This window comes from Kineosporia rhizophila (assembly GCF_021277265.1).
In the GTDB taxonomy this organism is placed as follows: domain Bacteria; phylum Actinomycetota; class Actinomycetes; order Actinomycetales; family Kineosporiaceae; genus Kineosporia; species Kineosporia rhizophila.
Map to the genome: position 1 here is coordinate 24,192 of NZ_JAJSOH010000037.1, position 15,938 is coordinate 40,129.

The 15,938-nt window shown below is 71.6% G+C and carries 15 protein-coding genes; 3 read left to right on the top strand and 12 right to left on the bottom strand.

All coding sequences use genetic code 11. From position 1 onward, the window contains the following. Nucleotides 1-6: 6 nt before the first annotated feature. From LWF15_RS31875 to LWF15_RS31885, 3 genes are all read right to left on the bottom strand, one after another. Nucleotides 7-1,377, bottom strand: a complete 1,371-nt coding sequence (locus LWF15_RS31875) for a glutamyl-tRNA reductase (protein WP_232814697.1) — start codon at nucleotides 1,375-1,377, stop codon at nucleotides 7-9. Continuing rightward, complete coding sequence (locus tag LWF15_RS31880; RefSeq protein WP_232814698.1) at nucleotides 1,374-2,219, bottom strand: redox-sensing transcriptional repressor Rex; 846 nt, start codon at nucleotides 2,217-2,219, stop codon at nucleotides 1,374-1,376. The genes LWF15_RS31875 and LWF15_RS31880 overlap by 4 nt, the downstream gene beginning before the upstream one ends. 131 nt (nucleotides 2,220-2,350) lie before the next feature. After that, entirely contained in the window at nucleotides 2,351-2,638 is a 288-nt protein-coding gene (locus LWF15_RS31885) for a glutaredoxin family protein (RefSeq protein WP_232814699.1), read from the bottom strand. Nucleotides 2,639-2,765: 127 nt separating this feature from the next. Between LWF15_RS31885 and LWF15_RS31890 the strand changes: the two genes are divergently transcribed. After that, complete coding sequence (locus LWF15_RS31890) at nucleotides 2,766-3,638, top strand: HAD family hydrolase (RefSeq protein WP_232814700.1); 873 nt, start codon at nucleotides 2,766-2,768, stop codon at nucleotides 3,636-3,638. On the opposite strand, the gene LWF15_RS37970 is transcribed toward LWF15_RS31890, so the two are convergent. The 7 genes from LWF15_RS37970 to LWF15_RS31925 form a co-directional block, all read right to left on the bottom strand. Next, nucleotides 3,603-5,201, bottom strand: coding sequence for a lysophospholipid acyltransferase family protein (locus LWF15_RS37970; protein WP_232814701.1), 1,599 nt, complete (start codon nucleotides 5,199-5,201; stop codon nucleotides 3,603-3,605). The genes LWF15_RS31890 and LWF15_RS37970 overlap by 36 nt on opposite strands. Nucleotides 5,202-5,710: 509 nt before the next feature. Further along, nucleotides 5,711-6,757: an NAD-dependent epimerase/dehydratase family protein gene (locus tag LWF15_RS31900; protein WP_232814702.1), complete on the bottom strand. Its 1,047-nt coding sequence runs from the start codon at nucleotides 6,755-6,757 to the stop codon at nucleotides 5,711-5,713. Between the two features lie 424 nt (nucleotides 6,758-7,181). Continuing rightward, a complete protein-coding gene (locus tag LWF15_RS31905) occupies nucleotides 7,182-7,280 on the bottom strand; it encodes a 30S ribosomal protein bS22 (protein WP_003792170.1) in 99 nt (32 codons plus the stop codon). A 194-nt stretch (nucleotides 7,281-7,474) separates the two neighbouring features. Beyond that, nucleotides 7,475-7,699, bottom strand: coding sequence for a helix-turn-helix domain-containing protein (locus LWF15_RS31910; RefSeq protein ID WP_232814703.1), 225 nt, complete (start codon nucleotides 7,697-7,699; stop codon nucleotides 7,475-7,477). Between the two features lie 348 nt (nucleotides 7,700-8,047). Continuing rightward, nucleotides 8,048-9,163 carry an acetoin utilization protein AcuC gene (locus tag LWF15_RS31915; protein ID WP_408624449.1) on the bottom strand — a complete coding sequence of 372 codons (1,116 nt, stop codon included), beginning with the start codon at nucleotides 9,161-9,163 and terminating at the stop codon, nucleotides 8,048-8,050. Between the two features lie 144 nt (nucleotides 9,164-9,307). Further along, nucleotides 9,308-10,126, bottom strand: a complete 819-nt coding sequence (gene proC, locus LWF15_RS31920) for a pyrroline-5-carboxylate reductase (RefSeq protein WP_232814705.1) — start codon at nucleotides 10,124-10,126, stop codon at nucleotides 9,308-9,310. A gap of 16 nt (nucleotides 10,127-10,142) precedes the next feature. Continuing rightward, nucleotides 10,143-11,312, bottom strand: a complete 1,170-nt coding sequence (locus tag LWF15_RS31925; RefSeq protein WP_232814706.1) for a PucR family transcriptional regulator — start codon at nucleotides 11,310-11,312, stop codon at nucleotides 10,143-10,145. 77 nt (nucleotides 11,313-11,389) lie between these two features. On the opposite strand from LWF15_RS31925, the gene LWF15_RS31930 reads away from it, so the two are divergent. Together LWF15_RS31930 and pruA are read left to right on the top strand one after the other, a co-directional pair. Next, entirely contained in the window at nucleotides 11,390-12,304 is a 915-nt protein-coding gene (locus tag LWF15_RS31930; RefSeq protein WP_232814707.1) for a proline dehydrogenase family protein, read from the top strand. Between the two features lie 26 nt (nucleotides 12,305-12,330). Next, nucleotides 12,331-13,959 (top strand): L-glutamate gamma-semialdehyde dehydrogenase, encoded by a 1,629-nt coding sequence (gene pruA, locus LWF15_RS31935; protein ID WP_232814708.1) that lies wholly within the window; start codon nucleotides 12,331-12,333, stop codon nucleotides 13,957-13,959. 75 nt (nucleotides 13,960-14,034) lie between these two features. Here the strand turns inward: pruA and LWF15_RS31940 are convergent, their stop codons facing one another. Both LWF15_RS31940 and LWF15_RS31945 read right to left on the bottom strand, forming a co-directional pair. Beyond that, on the bottom strand, nucleotides 14,035-14,877 hold the full coding sequence (locus LWF15_RS31940) for a sugar phosphate isomerase/epimerase family protein (RefSeq protein WP_232814709.1): 843 nt from the start codon (nucleotides 14,875-14,877) through the stop codon (nucleotides 14,035-14,037). A 63-nt stretch (nucleotides 14,878-14,940) separates the two neighbouring features. Continuing rightward, entirely contained in the window at nucleotides 14,941-15,885 is a 945-nt protein-coding gene (locus LWF15_RS31945; protein WP_232814710.1) for a Ppx/GppA phosphatase family protein, read from the bottom strand. Nucleotides 15,886-15,938: the final 53 nt, after the last annotated feature.

Below are 15,938 nucleotides of genomic sequence, written 5' to 3' on the forward strand. Positions count from 1 at the left end.
GCGTGGTCACGATGCTCCTCCGGTGCGCCCGAGCAGGGCCGACAGGTCGGTCAGGGAGTCCTGCTCGAGCTGGACGGCCAGTTCCACCCCGGGCAGGTCACCCGCCTTCGCCGCCGGCGCCGGGCCGAGATTGAACAGCAGGCGCAGCGCCTCGGCGTAGGTGTCTCCACCGGGGGCTGCGGCCAGTTCCTTGACCCGTACGGTGGGCTGGTGGAGAAGCTTCTCCACCACCCGGTGCACGGTCTGCTCCAGTTCGGCGAAGACGTCCGGGTCCAGGCCGTCCAGGCGGCCCGAGAGCCGCTCCAGTTCCGCCTCCATCACCGAGCGGGCCATCGCCCGCAGCGCGACGACGGTCGGCGCGACCTCTTTGGCCCGCTGGTCGGCCAGGTACAGCGCGACCTCGTTCTCCACCATCGACCGGGCCTCGGCCAGGTCCTCGCTCAGGCCCTCGGCGGTCAGGATCCGGCCCAGGTGCTCCAGGTCGAACACGTACGCCCCGGGCAGCGCGGCCACCTCGGGCTCCACGTCGCGGGGCAGGGCCAGGTCGATGTACGCCTGCGGGCGGCCCTCGCGGGTCTTCAGCGCCAGCTCGGCCGCGTCGCGGGTGACCAGGTAGCCGGTGGCGCCCGCGCAGGCGATCACCAGGTCGGCGGCGGCCAGGGCCTGCGGCAGCTGCTCCAGCGGGACCGGGGTGCCGTCGACCGACTCGGCCAGGCGGCGGGCCCGGGGCAGGGTGCGGCTGCAGACCGAGATCGAGGCGACCTGGGCCCGGTGCGCCGAGGCGACCGAGAGGCCGCTCATCGCGCCGGCCCCGAGCACCAGCACGTCCAGCCCGCCGAGCGGGCCGAGCTCTTCGGCGGCCTGCCGCAGACCGGCCTCGACCAGGCTCGGGGCGGCCTTGTCGAGCAGCGTCTCGGAGTGCACCCGCTTGCCCACCCGCAGCGCGTTCTGCACCAGGTGGCCGATGGTGCGCCCGGCCGAGCCGGTGGCCTGGGCGGCCCGCAGCGCGGTGCGCACCTGGCCGAGGATCTGCTGCTCGCCGACCGCCATCGAGTCCAGGCCGCAGGTGACCTGGAAGAGGTGGGCCACGGCGGCGTTCTCGTAGTGCACGTAGAGGTGCTCGGTGAGCTCGCCCAGCGGCACCCCGGTGGCCTCGGCCAGCCCGGCGCCGATCTCGCCGATGCCGCCGTGGAACTTGCTGACATCGGCGTAGACCTCGAGCCGGTTGCAGGTGACCAGGGCGATGGCCTCGGCCACGTGCTCTCCCCGGCACAGGCTCGCGACCAGGCCGGAGGCCGACTCGGTGGTGAGGGTGGTGCGTTCCAGCAGGGCGATCGGAGCGGTGCGGTGCGACAGCCCGACGATCATGATGCTCATCCGGCGGCCTCGGCTCTCGACTCCGTCAGTGCGGCTCGGGGGGTGGTTCGGGGGGTGTTGCGGGGTTCGGAGGGCGCCGCTGCCCTCGTGTCGGTCCGGCCGTCACTCAGGCCGGCCAGGGCCCCGGAGAGGTCCTGGGGTTCGGTGGGCATCTCGCTGGTCAGCCGGCTGGCGAGGCGTCGCTGCTCGTGGAAGGCCAGGATCTGCAGTTCGGTGGCCAGGTCGACCCGGCGCACCATCACCCCGTCGGGGACGGTGAGCACGCACGGGGCGAAGTTGAGCACACCGGTGACCCCGGCCGCGACCAGCTGGTCGCAGATCTCCTGGGCGGCCGGCCCGGGGGTGGCGACCACCCCGATCTGGATGCCGCCGGCCCGGACGGTCTCCTCGAGATCCGCGAGCGGGCTGACCGTGAGTCCGGCCACAGTTTCGCCGACGACTTTCGGATCGGCGTCGACCAGAGCGGCGACGGTGAATCCCCGAGAGGTGAATCCGCCGTAGTTCGCCAGTGCGTGACCGAGATTTCCGATCCCGACGATCACGACCTTCCAGTCCTGGGTCAGGCCGAGTTCACGGGAAATTTGGTAAATCAGGTATTGGACCTCGTAACCCACCCCCCGGGTTCCGTACGAACCGAGGTGGGAAAGGTCTTTGCGGAGTTTCGCCGAACCGACTCCCGCCGCCGAGGCGAGTTCTTCCGAGGAGACCGTCGCCACACCGCGCTCGGCGAGGGCGGTCAGCGCCTGCAGGTAGAAGGGAAGCCGGGAGACCGTTGCCTCGGGGATTCCGTCACGGGCGGCCCGGCCGGATCGGACGAGCCGGGCGGGGCGTGGTCGGGTCACAGTCGGCCGGCTCCTTCGATGGCTTCGGTACCCCTGATGAGGGACGACTGACGCCTTGTGACCGGCGCAGTCATGCCGGTGTGTCGTTGCCCAGACTAAGCGCTTGTGAACGCATGCACAAAGTTTCGCGGTCATCGGTTACGGCGCGAGAAGAGCCCTTTACGGCGAGTGAGCGCTGCTCGCAGTCTGTCCTCGTCGACCCGCCAATAGGTGTGCTGTAGACCGTCCACGAGAACCACCGGGATCTGCTCCCAGTAGGTCTCGGCGAGTTCGGGATCATCCAGAATGGACAACTCGTTCCAGGCTGTCCCGGTTTCGATTGCGATCTTTTTCACCACCACCCGGGCGTCGTCGCACAAATGACAACCGGGTTTGCCGATGAGAGTGATTCGCGGCTGATCGCCGGTAACGTCGGGCACCCGGCCCACATTACGGTCACCGGCGGCCCCCGCCCACGCTCGCGACGTCACACAATTCATGTCTGTTCACGTCGGTGTGGCGTTGCCCGGCCTGTACGCCCTCCGCAGCGCGCGTAGACTCCCCGCCATGTCGGACGCCGAGATCCGGATGGTGGAGAGCCACTCCACACCGGCTCGCCCGGGCGACCCGACCGCGGCCGCCTTCTTCGACGTGGACAACACGATCGTCCGCGGGGCCTCGATCTTCCACCTGGCCAAGGGCCTCTACCACCGCGGCTTCCTGACCCCCCGCGACATCGCCCGGTTCGCCCTCCAGCAGGCACGTTTCCTGGCCCTCGGGGAGCATCCGCACGCGCTGGCCGAGGTGCAGACCCGGGCCCTGGCGTTCATCGCCGGCCGCTCGGTGGCCGAGATGCGCACCATCGGTGAGGAGGTCTTCGAGGACATCCTGGCCAACAAGATCTGGCCCGGCACCCTGGCCCTGGCCCGGATGCACGAGGACGCCGGGCAACGGGTCTGGCTGGTCACCGCCACCCCGATCGAGATCGCCGAGGTGATCGCCCAGCGCCTGGCCCTGACCGGAGCATTGGGCACCATCTCCGAACATGTGGACGGCCACTACACCGGTCAGCTGGTCGGCGCCCCGATGCACGGGGAGGCGAAGGCCGACGCGGTGGCCGCCCTGGCCGAGCGCGAGGGCCTGTCGCTACGCCGCTGCGCGGCCTACAGCGACTCCTCCAACGACATCCCCCTGCTGTCCCTGGTCGGGCATCCGGTGGCGATCAACCCCGACAGCCGGCTGCGGGCGCACGCCCGGGTCAACGGCTGGCAGGTGCACGACTACCGCACCACCCGGCGGGTGGCCAAGATCGGCCTGCCCGCGGCCGGGGCCGGGGTGCTGGCCGGGTTCGCGGCCGGGGCCCTGCTCACCAAGCGGCACGAACGGCCATCCGCGCACGCCTGCTCAGAAGAAGACCGAGCGCCGCTGAACCAGCAGTGAGTACAGGGTCTGCTGGATGGTCTGGCGGATCCGGTCGGTCAGGTCGAACACCAGGATCGGGTCCTCGGCGGCGGCCACCTGGTCACCGCCCGGCCCGGTGGTCGGGACCGGGGTGCCGAACTCGATCAGCCACTTGCTCGGCAGGGGCACCGCGCCGAGCGGGCCGAGCAGCGGGAAGAACGGCGTGATCGGCAGATAGGGCAGGCCCAGCAGCCGGGCCAGCGCGGGCACCTGGGCGATGATCGGGTAGATCTCCTCGGCCCCGACGATCGAGCAGGGCACGATCGGCACCCCGGTGCGCAGTGCGGCCGAGACGAACCCGCCCCGGCCGAAGCGCTGCAGCTTGTACCGCTCCGAGAACGGCTTGCCGATGCCCTTGTAGCCCTCGGGCCACACCCCCACCAGTTCCCCGGACGAGAGCAGGCGCTCGGCGTCGGCGTTCGAGGCCAGCGTGGCCCCGCCCCGGCGGGCCAGCCCGGCCAGGAACGGCGTCTGGAACACCAGGTCGCCCCCGAGGATGCGCAGGTGCCGCTCTCGCTCCTCGCGCACCGCGACGGCCGTCATCAGCGCGTCGATGGGCACAGCGCCGGAGTGGTTGGCCACGATCAGCGCCCCGCCCTCGGCCGGGATGTTCTCCGCCCCGCGCACCTCCACCCGGAACCAGTGCTGGTAGAGCGGGCGCAGCAGGTTGAGCGGGACGGCGTCGGCGAACTCGGGGTCGAACCCGAACGCGTCCACCTCGAAGTCCCCGGCCAGCCGGGAGCGCAGGAACTCGAGCACCTCGAGCAGTCGGTCGGGATGCTCCTCGGCCGGCGGTTGCGTGGTGGGCGCCTCTGAATTGAAGACGTTTGTGCCGGCCGCCGCCGTCGGCTCCGGTCGGCCGGTGGTTTCGGTCCGGATCGGAGACGACTCTTGCCCGTCGTCGTCCTCCGCCCCCGGGACCTCGGTGATGGCGGTGAGCACGGACTGCCCGATCTGGTTGGCGATGGACAGCACCATGGAAGCGGCGGACGAGGCCGGGACCATGGAAGGCTTGGGGATCTCGGCGTCCGGCACGGCGGGCGGCGGGTCTTCCGGAACGATCAGCAGAGGCGTGGTCCGCCGCCGATTCCGCTCGGCCGCCGCCCTTTCCGCCCCCGCCCGCACCTGCTGAGCCGCGACGACGACAGACTCCTCGGACCGGTCGGCCGCCCGCGACTCCGCCCCGCCCGGCTTGGAGGAGGTGGCGCCCGGCTTGGAGGAGGTAGCGCCCTGCTTGGAGGAGGTAGCGCCCTGCTTGGAGGAGGTAGCGCCCTGCTTGGGGGAGGTAGCGCCCGGAGTAGGGGAGGCTGCGGCCGGTTCGCGGGAGATGGCGCCCGGGCCGCGGGAGGTTGCGCCCGGGTCCAGGGAGGCTGCGCCCGGCTTGGAGGAGGTAGCGCCCGGAGTAGGGGAGGCTGCGGCCGGTTCGCGGGAGATGGCGCCCGGGCCGCGGGAGGTTGCGCCCGGGTCCAGGGGGGTTGCGGCCGGGTCGCGGGAGGTGACGGCCGGGTCGGGAAGGGTTGCGGCCGTGTCACCCGTCGCCACCGGCAGACCCGATACGCCGCCAGGCACACCCGACACGCCCGGCGAGCCCGGCAACGGCTGCCCCGGCTGAGCTACCGAGGTGCCCTTGGCCACCCGCTTAGCGGTGCTCTTCCGCGGCTTTGCGGTGCTCTTCCGCGGCTTAGCGGTGCTCTTCCTCAGCTGCGCTGCGCTGTCGCCGGCCTTGGCCTCAGCGCGCGCCGACCTCGCCGTGTTTTCCTCGGCCTTTGCCACGCCGCCCCGGGCTCTCGCGGCACCATCTGAGGCCGTCGTCGCGCTGTCCTGGGGCTTCGCCACGCCCTCCGGAGCCTGCGCCGCGCTACCTGAGGGCTCCGTCGCCACACTCAAAGGCGTCGCGGCGCCCTGTGACTCCGATGCGTCCGGCTGAGGTCCCGCCGCCAGCTTTCGCGAACGTCCTGCCTTCTGGGGCTTCGCCTCCCCCGAGGAGCCGGGGCTCTTGGGCGCGGTCTTCCGCTTTCGGGGGGCGGACGGGTTCGTGGGGTCGGCCGGGCTCACTGGAGCACCTCCGTCCCGGGCTGCGGTTCCGGCCGGAGCCGGCTGACCAGCTTCCGCTCCACCGCGTTCACCACGGTCGGTGAGAACACCCCGCGCAGGCCTCGGGTGCGTACGAAGTCCTGGAAGGCCGAGCGGGTGGTGTAGGCCGGCTCCAGGCCGAGCACCTCGCGCATCCGGGTGGTGTCCAGACAGCGGCCGAAGCGCAGGTAGCGGATCTGGTCGGCGCTGAAGTCGGCGAGCCCGCCGCGGTGGTAGACCGTGCCCATCAGCTCGGCCAGCGGGGACGCGATGCCCACGGTGGGGCGGCCGGCGAAGCGCGCGGCCTGGCCCAGGGTGATCACCCCGTCGCCGGCCACGTTGATCACGTCCTGGGCCGGGCCCAGGGTGGCCCGGACCAGGGCCTCGATCGCGTCGTCCTCGTGCAGGAACTGCAGGCGGGGGTCGAACCCGAGCACGGTGGGCACGACCGGCAGCGAGAAGTAGTCGGTCATCGAGGTGCGGATGCCCGGGCCGATCACGTTGGCCAGCCGCAGCGTGGCCACCTCGACGTCGGGCCGGCGCCGGCCGAAGCCGCGCACGTACTCCTCCACCTCGGCCGAGTCCTTGCCCCAGCCGCTGCGGGGCGGGTTCTTGCCGGTCATCGTCTCGGTGAGCATCGCCGGGTCGCGCGGGCTGCTGCCGTAGACCGCCGAGGTGGACTTCACCACCAGTCGCTGCAGCCGGGGGGCCCGCTGACAGGCCGCGAGCAGCTGCATGGTGCCGATGACGTTGACCTCTTTCTGCGCCGTGCGGCCGCCGGCCGAGTTGGGCGTGGCGATCACGCTCATGTGCACGACGGTGTCGGCCTCGGTCTGCTGCAGGATCCGCCCGATCATGGCGTTGCGGATGTCGGCCCGGACGAACTCGGCGTCGCCGATGTCGTGCGGCGGGGCGATGACGTCCACCCCGATCACCCGGCCGACCTCAGAACGGGAGGCGAGCGCCCGGGCGAACCGGCCACCGAGGTACCGGGAGACGCCGGTCACCAGCACCGTCCGACTCATCTGGTCCTCCGCCCCTGCTCGACGCCGTACCCGTGTCCCGACCGTAACCCTGACGGTAACCCTGACCGGACCGGCGCCCCTCGGCGACCGCAGCCCGCCCTCGCCTCAGACCGGGACCATCCCGACCGTAAGCGACTCGCCCGTCCGCGAGCGAGCATCCCGTCCGGGATCGGCGCTGCCTTCACGGTCTTGTCGCCACCTCGGGAACCCATCCGTCCACGAACGGTCTCGTCCCCGTCCCCCAACCCGACCCCGTCCAGAACTGGGCGTTCCTCCGCCCAGCCGGCACACCCGTCCGCAAGTGGTTGCCCCTCCGGCACGACTGTGCCCCCCGTGGGCCAAACCTCGGACCGACCCCACAAAGCACGCGCGGCGGCCAGTGAACACTGGCCGCCGAGGTGCGGTACTTCGTCCCTGCTGGGACTTACTTCTTGTTGCGACGCTGGTGACGCGTCTTGCGCAGCAGCTTGCGGTGCTTCTTCTTGGCCATCCGCTTGCGGCGCTTCTTGATGACGGAGCCCACGGGTCCTCGCAGTTCGTTGATCGGGTCGCCCGCGACACGCACGCGGGATCGAGGTTCTCGCGGCGCGGGGATGCCCGCACCAGCATTACCTGGTCCCAGGGTAGCGCCTCGTCAGTGGTGCACCCGGTCTCACCTCCGCGACATCGGTCCCAGCAGGACCTGCCGCGCGGCTCCTGGGCAGTTCAGGTGGTGGATCAGGCGGTCTCGGTGGTGCCGTTCATGTAGGAGTGACGCAGGTATTCCTGGACCGCGCGCTCGGGCACCCGGTAGGAACGGCCGACCCGCATGGCGGCCAGTTCACCGGCATGCACCAGCCGGTAGACGGTCATTTTCGACACCCTCATGATCCCGGCCACCTCGGCCACGGTGAGGAATCGAACTTCGAAATCTCCCCTGGGCAGTGCACGCACGGCGGTCATCTGAGGTCTCCCCTCGGTCGGGCTGACGGTCCGAATCGAAGGCGTTCGGCCCTCTCGCGCCGGATGTCGATTTCGCTCCGGATACGTTCGGCAACGCCCCGTAACCAACCATAGGTGTAAGTGAGCCTGAAGTGTGAATCGAGTTGCCGACTCGCCCGAATATCCGGGCGTGAGGATCCCCCGAACTGCCCGTTTTTGGCCCTCAACCCACCAGTACGGGCCTGGTGTGCATCAAAGTCCGTCTCCGAAGCCCGTTCGGGGGACGATTTGCTACTCCCCGGTCCGGCAGATCTCGGGCCGATGCCGGGCAGTCGGCAGGCGGTTGTCAGGCAGCTGCCGGGCCGGGGTTCAGTCGAAGTACGGGTCGAGCCCGTGGAGCGGGAAGATCGCCTTGCGGGTGGCCAGGACCACCCGGTCGATCGCGTCAGCCGGGTCGTAGCCGGTGCTCCAGGAGCGGTAGTCGATCTCGGCCCCGTCGGTCATCCGCTGCGGCGCCGGACGGCCGCAGCGGGATGTGACGTATTCGCGCCAACTGCCCGGCACATCTGTGCCCGGCGGGATCGGCCGGTGGGCCGCGATCCCGATCAGGTGCGCCCAGGCCCGGGGAACCACGTCGACAACCTCGTAGCCCCCGCCGCCGAAGGCCACCCAACGCCCGCCCGCGAAACGGTGGGCGAAGTCGTGCAGTGCTTCGTAGGAGGCGCGTTGGGCGTCGAGAGAGAGTGCTAGGTGGGCCAGTGGGTCGAGCACGTGGGAATCGCACCCCTGCTGGGTGACGAGCACCTCGGGCTCGAACGCCTGCAGCAGGGAGGGCACCACGGCGTGGAAGGCGCGCAGCCAGCCCGCATCGGAAGTGCCCGGGGGCAGCGCCACGTTGACCGCCGCGCCCTGCGCCGCGGGCCCACCGATTTCTTCAGGGAAGCCGGTGCCCGGGAACAGGACGCGCCCGTTCTCGTGCAGCGAGATGGTCAGGACCCGCGGGTTGTCCCAGAAGATCTTCTCCACGCCGTCGCCGTGGTGAACATCCACGTCCACGTAGGCGACCCGCTGGGCGCCGGCGTCGAGCAGCGCCTGGATCGCCACGCCGATGTCGTTGTACACGCAGAACCCGCTGGCCGCGCCGGGCATGGCGTGGTGCAGCCCACCGGTGAAGTTGACCCCGTGCTCGGCCTGGCCGGACCAGACCGCCAGGGCCACCTCCCGGCTGGCCGCGCAGATCCGCGCGCTGGCCTCGTGCATGCCCGGGAAGGTGGGCACGTCGGTGGAACCCAGGCCGAACTTCAGGTCCGAGACCACCGGGCGGGTGGAGGCCCGGCGCACCGCCTCGACGTAGTCGGCGTCGTGCACGCTGAGCAGCAGCTCGTCGTCGGCCGGCTCGGCCCCGACCACGTGCACCCCGGCCGCGTCGAGCAGACCCAGGGCCTCGGCCAGGCGGGCGGTGAGCTCCAGCCGGATCGGGTGCATCGGGTGCTCGTCACCGAAGTCGTACGCGGTGAACGCCTCGTCCCAGACCAGCCGCAGTGCCTCCACGGCCCCCACGGTAATCGCTGGACGAGCTGGTGGGCAGGTTCACGCGTTACGTAACGCCACGCAGCCGGGAGATTGCTCTCAGCTCTGCGACAGCTGCGCGGAGCGATTGCAGGCCGCCTCGATCGCCGAGACGAAGGCCCCGCGCACCCGCTGGTCGTCGAGGAGCCGCACGGCCGCCGCGGTGGTGCCGCCCGGGCTGGTGACCTGCTCGCGCAGGATGCTCGGGTGCTCGCCGGTCTGCCGCAGCATGGTGGCGGCGCCGAACAGGGTCTGCACCACCAGCTCGGTGGAGGTCGGCCGGGGCAGGCCGAGCAGCACGCCGGCCTCGATCATCGCCTCGGCCACGTAGAACACGTAGGCCGGGCCGGAGCCACTGACCGCGGTCACCGCGTCCTGGTAGGCCTCCGGCACCTGCAGCACCTTGCCCGTGGAACTGAGCAGTTCCTGGGCGCGCTCGGTGTGCTCGGGCCGACAGTGCGTGCCCGGGCTGAGCACCGACATGCCCTGGTCGACCAGCGACGGCGTGTTCGGCATGACCCGGATCACCGGGGTGCCCTCGGGCAGGGCGCCCTCCAGCGCGGCGATGGTCTGCCCGGCGGCCAGCGAGACCACCAGCGTGCCCGGGCGCAGGGCCGGGCCGATCTCGGCGAGCAGGCCGGCGATGTCCCGGGGCTTGACCGCCAGCAGCACGGTGTCGCCCCAGGCGGCGGCCGCGACGTTGTCCAGCACCTCGACGCCGTGCCGCTGCTTCAGCTCCTCGGCCCGCTCCGGACGGCGCGCCGAGACCACCACCTCGCCCGGTGACCGGCCGGCCCGCAGCAGCCCGGCCAGGATCGTGCCGCCCATGTTCCCGGCGCCGAGGACGGCGACCCGGCTCTGATGCCCCTGCTCAACCATGCCCGCCATCATGCCTTCACCCCCCGGCCGAGCGGGCCAGCACCTCGCCCAGGGCCAGGCCCAGGTGCAGGCCGAGCCGGGCCTCGCCGGAGTCCAGGTCCACCCCGGCCAACTGCTCGATCCGCTCCAGCCGGTAGTAGAGCGTCTGCCGGTGCACCGACAGCGCGGCCGCCGTGCGGGCCGCGTTACCGCCCTGGTCCAGGTAGACCAGGGCGGTCCGGATCAGGTCGGCGTCGGCCCGGGCCCGCAGCCGGTCGGCCGGGGTGCCCTCGATCAGCGCCTGCACCGCGGCCGGGCCCTGCGCGATCACCCGGTACACGCCGAGGTCGGCCCAGGTCAGGACCGGGCCCAGGTGAGGACGGGCGTGGGCGGTGAGCGCGGCGGCCTCGGCCTGGCGGGCGGCGGAGAGAAGAACCGAAGCCCAACCCGGGCGCCCCTGCGACCCGCCGCTCGAAAACTCAGGCGCGCCAATCGTCCTTTGTTCAAAAGGACCGCAGATCTCGCTTACCCCCGCCACCGCTCCCGACGGCAACTGCCGCGCCACCCGGCGGGCCGCGACTTCGGCATCCGCGCCGGCCGGCACCGAAAGCACCGTGCGCCGCCGCGACCCGTCGGACAGTCGGATCACCGCAACCACCAACGGCTCCCCCGCCGCCAACTCCCCCAAGGCGACGAGACGGCGCCAGGCGACATCGACGTCTTCAGTAGTGCTCGTGTTCTCGAACAGTGCCTCGATCAACGCCGTACGTTCGTCGGCTGCCCCCGCCCGTCGGGCCAGAAGAGCCCCGGCACGTTCGGCGAGCGGCGCAGACCGAACCAGCGCGGCCTTGTCTACCCCGGTGGCCGGCTCGACCACCCAGAAATAGCCGTACGTACGCCCGGCTGCCCGTACGGGGATGCAGATCCTGGCCGCGATCTGCCGGGACTCGTCGGCCGGGATCCGCACCGGCCCGGTGGCCGAGGCGATGCCGTGCTCCAGGAAATAGCTACGGACCTGCGCAGTGGCGTTCTTCCGCAGAATCGTCGCGGCGCGCACCTGATCGACCCCGTCCGGGCTCTGCGAGCCGTAGGCCACCAGGGCGAATCCCAGGTCCTCGAGCACCGCGGGGGCCTGCAGCAGGTCCGAGACGTCGTCCACCAGCTCCTGCAGCGCCCGGGCGTCCGGCTCGGCGGGGGCAGAGGTCATCCTGGTCGGACATTCGTCGGAACGGCTCGTGACATCTGCACATGGTGGCACTCCTGCCCCACTCCTAGCCTGGCCGTATGCCGAAACTCCTGCTGGCCGCCGCTCAGACCCGGCCGGTCCGGGCCTCCGTCAGCGCGCTGCCGATCAGCCGCAAGATGGTCCGCCGGTTCATCGCCGGCCCGGACGCGCCCTCCGCCCTGGAGGTCACCCGGAAGCTGCGCGAGCAGGGCCTGTCGGTGACGCTGGACGTGCTCGGCGAGGACGTGACCGAGGCCTCGCAGGCGGCCGCCACCGCCGCGGCCTACCGCTCGCTGCTGGCCGCGCTGGCCGATGCCGAACTGTCCGACCGCGCCGAGGTCTCGGTGAAGCTCTCGGCCCTGGGGCAGGCGCTGGGCGCCGACGGCCACAAGATCGCGCTGGAGAACGCGGCCTCGATCGCCGAGGCCGCGGCCGCCACCGGCACCACCATGACGCTGGACATGGAGGACCACACCACGGTCGACTCCACCCTCGGCATCCTGACCGAGCTGCGCACCCAGCACCCCTGGGTCGGCGCGGTGCTCCAGGCCGCGCTGTACCGCACCGAGGGCGACTGCCGGGACCTGTCGAACGCCGGCTCGCGGGTGCGGCTGGTGAAGGGCGCCTACGCGGAACCGGCCTCGGTGGCCCACCCGCGCAAGGCCGACGTCGACGCCGCCTACCGCCGCTGCATGGAGATCCTGTTCCAGGGCGAGGGGCACCCGATGATCGCCACCCACGACCTGGCGCTGGTCGCCGAGGCCACGGCCACCGCCTCGCGCCTGGGCCGGGCCCGCGACAGCTGGGAACTGCAGATGCTGTACGGCATCCGTGACCAGGAGCAGCGTTCGCTCGCCGCCGCCGGGGTGGACGTGCGGGTGTACCTGCCGTTCGGCACCGACTGGTACGGGTACTACATCCGGCGCCTGGCCGAGCGCCCGGCGAACGTATTCTTCCTGCTCCGTAACCTCTGAGACCCCTAATACCTAAGGACGATTCGATGGACGCGATCACGAAGGTCCCGGCTCCGGTCAACGAGCCGCCCCGCCCCTACACGGCCGGCAGCGCCGACCGAGCCGCACTCGAGCCCGCCCTGAAGGAGATCTGGGAGACCCGCACCGAGATCACGAACTGGATCGACGGGGAGCCGGTGGCCGGCGGCGGCGCCGTCGTCGAGGTCGTCGCCCCGTTCGAGAAGGCGCACGTCCTGGGCACTTTCCGGGAGTCGACGGCCGAGGACACGGCCCGGGCGATCGCCGCGGCGAAGAAGGCCGCCCCGGCCTGGGCCGCGCTCTCGATCGACGACCGGGCGGCGATCCTGCTCAAGGCCGCCGACCTGCTCACCGGCAGCTGGCGCGCGGTGACGAACGCGGTCACCATGCTCGGCCAGGCCAAGACGGTCTACCAGTCGGAGATCGACGCGGTCTGCGAGCTGGCCGACTTCTGGCGTTTCAACGCGCACTTCGCCCGGCAGATCTACGCCGAGCAGCCCGCGGCCAACTCCCCCGGCATCTGGAACCGGCTGGACCACCGGCCGCTCGAGGGCTTCGTCTACGCGATCACGCCGTTCAACTTCACCTCGATCGCCGCCAACCTGGCCACCGCCCCGGCCCTGATGGGCAACACGGTGATCTGGAAGCCGAGCCCCACGCAGGCCCTCTCGGCCGAGTACACGATGCGCCTGCTGCGCGCGGCCGGTCTGCCCGCCGGTGTGATCAACCTGATTCACGGCCCGGGCCCGGAGATCTCGTCGGTGGCCCTGGCCGACGAGGACCTGGCCGGTATCCACTTCACCGGTTCCACCGCCACTTTCCAGCACCTCTGGCAGGAGGTCGGGGCGCGGATCACGAACTACCGCTCCTACCCGCGCATCGTCGGCGAGACCGGCGGTAAGGACTTCGTCCTCGCGCACCCCAGCGCCGACGTCGACGTCCTGCGGACCGCCCTGGTGCGAGGCGCTTTCGAGTACTCCGGGCAGAAGTGCTCGGCGGCTTCGCGCGCCTACGTGCCCCGCTCGGTCTGGACCCGACTGAAGGACGGGCTCGCCGACGTCACCAGTTCTCTGCCCGTCGGCCCGCCCACCGACTTCGCCAACTTCACCTCGGCCGTGATCGACGAGCGGGCGTTCGCCAAGCACAAGGCCGCGCTGGCCCGGGCCGCCGCGGCCGAGGGCGTCGAGGTGCTGGCCGGTGGCAAGGTGGACGACAGCGTGGGCTACTTCGTCGAGCCGACCGTGCTGGTCGTCGACGACCCGGCCGACGAGGCGCTCACCACCGAGTACTTCGGCCCGATCCTGGCCGTGCACGTGTACGAGGACGCCGAGTTCGACGCCGTCGCGGCCGCCATTGCCAAGGACTCCAAGTACGCGCTGACCGGCGCGATCATCGCCCAGGACCGGCAGGCGGTGGCCTCGGCGGCCGAGGCCCTGCGGTTCGCGGCCGGCAACTTCTACGTCAACGACAAGCCGACCGGTGCGGTGGTGGGGCAGCAGCCGTTCGGCGGCTCGCGCGCCTCGGGCACCAACGACAAGGCCGGGGCCCCGCAGAACCTGCAGCGCTGGACCTCGACCCGGTCGATCAAGGAGACGTTCGAGCCGGCCGTGGACTGGCGCTACCCGCACATGGGCTGATCAAGGCCCGGCACTGACCACCGTGGGCTCCAGGTAACCCCCCTCGACCTGGGGCCCACGGTCTTTTCCTGAGTCCTAGCGGGCGGGCGTGAGGTCGGCCGAGGCCAGGTGCTCCCGGGCGAAGTTCAGGCACTCGGTCAGCTCGGCCTCCCGCTCGGCCCGGGTGCGGCACTTACGGGTGTTCACCTCGACCGCCACCACGCCGGCCCAGTCCCACTCCGAGAGCAGGTCCAGCACCTCGCCGCAGGGCTGCGTGCCCCGCCCGGGCAGCAGGTGCTCGTCCTTGGCCGAGCCCGCACCGTCGGCCAGGTGGATGTGCGCCAGCCGCTGCCCCAGAGCCCGGGCCATCGCCAGCGAGTCACCGCCGGCCGTGGCGGCGTGCGAGAAGTCCAGCGTGACGTGGCTGTACGGCTGCTCCAGCGGGTCCCAGCCCGGGGAATAGGCCATCACCTCGCGGCTACGGGCCCGCCAGGGGTACATGTTCTCCACCGCGATCGGCACCGCGAAGTGGTCGTTCATCCGGGCCACCCCGTCGACGAACGCCGCGCCGTACTCCTTCTGCCAGCGGAACGGCGGGTGCGCCACCACGGCAGTGGCCCCCACGTCCTCGGCCAGCTGCACCGAGCGCTCCAGCTTGGCCCAGGGCTCCTTGCCCCAGACCCGTTGCGTGACCAGCAGTGTGGGGGCGTGCACCGACAGCACCGGAACGCCGTAGTGCTGGGAAAGCCGCTTCAGCGCGCCGGTGTCCTGGCTGACCGGGTCGGTCCAGACCATGACCTCGACGCCGTCGTACCCCAGACGTGCAGCGATCTCGAACGCGTCGGCACAGGATTCCGGGTACACAGAACTCGTGGACAGCGCGACCTTGGCTGCCTTACCCCGTGAAGCCCGTGCCCCACCATTGTTCGATGAGCCCATGCCGTTCAGCGTAGTCACTCCCGCGGAGGCCGCTTGTGCACACCCTCCCGCGCACCGCGGGGCTCACCCGAGCGGCGTACGCGTGGACACGCCGGGCCCGGTGGCGCTCATCATGTCGTCGAGGCGGCGCAGGATCACGCCCTCGCGCAGCGCCCACGGGCTGATCTGCATGCTCTCCACCCCGAGCAGCTCCATCGCGGCCTCGGCGACCAGCGCCCCGGCCAGGATCTGCCGGGCCCGGCCGGTCGAGACGCTGGGCAGCTCGGCCCGCTCGGCCTCGGTCATCGCGGCCAGCCGCGGCACCCACTCGGTCAGGTCGGCCCGGCGCAGCGTGCCCTCCTCGGGGGTGCAGATCCGGGCCAGGGTGCGGAAGGTCTTGCTGCTGCCCACCACCTGGTCGGGCTGGCCGCCGCGGACCACGTCCCGCACCACCCGGCCGATCTCGGCCCGGGCGTAGCGGCGGGCGGCGCGGATCTGCTCGGCGCTCGGCGGGTCTCCGGCCAGGCGGTCGCGGGTGAGGCGGCCCGCCCCGAGCGGCAGCGAGATCGCCACGTCGGGCAGTTCGTCCAGCCCCGCGCCGATCTCCAGCGAGCCGCCGCCGATGTCCAGCACCAGCAGCCGCCCGGCCGACCAGCCGAACCAGCGGCGTACGGCCAGGAAGGTGAGCCGGGCCTCGTCGCCGCCGCCCAGCACGTGCAGCTCGATGCCGGTCAGCTTGCGCACCCGGGCCAGCAGCTCCTCGCCGTTGGGGGCGTCCCGGATGGCGGAGGTGGCGAACCCGATGACCTCCTCGACGCCCAGGTCCTCACCCACGGTGAGGCTGGACTCGACGAACCGCAGCAGCGACTCCTCGGCCGCCGGGGAGATCCGGCCGTCCGCGTCCAGCTGCTCGGCCAGCCGCAGCTCGGTCTTGTGCGAGGAGGCGGGCAGCGGCCGGGCCCCGGGATGGGCGTCCACCACCAGCAGATGCACCGTATTGGAACCCACGTCGAGAACACCGAGCCGCATCCTGCGAAAGTACCCCACGATCGGGTCGCGATCCGGCTACGGAGGGGTGGATC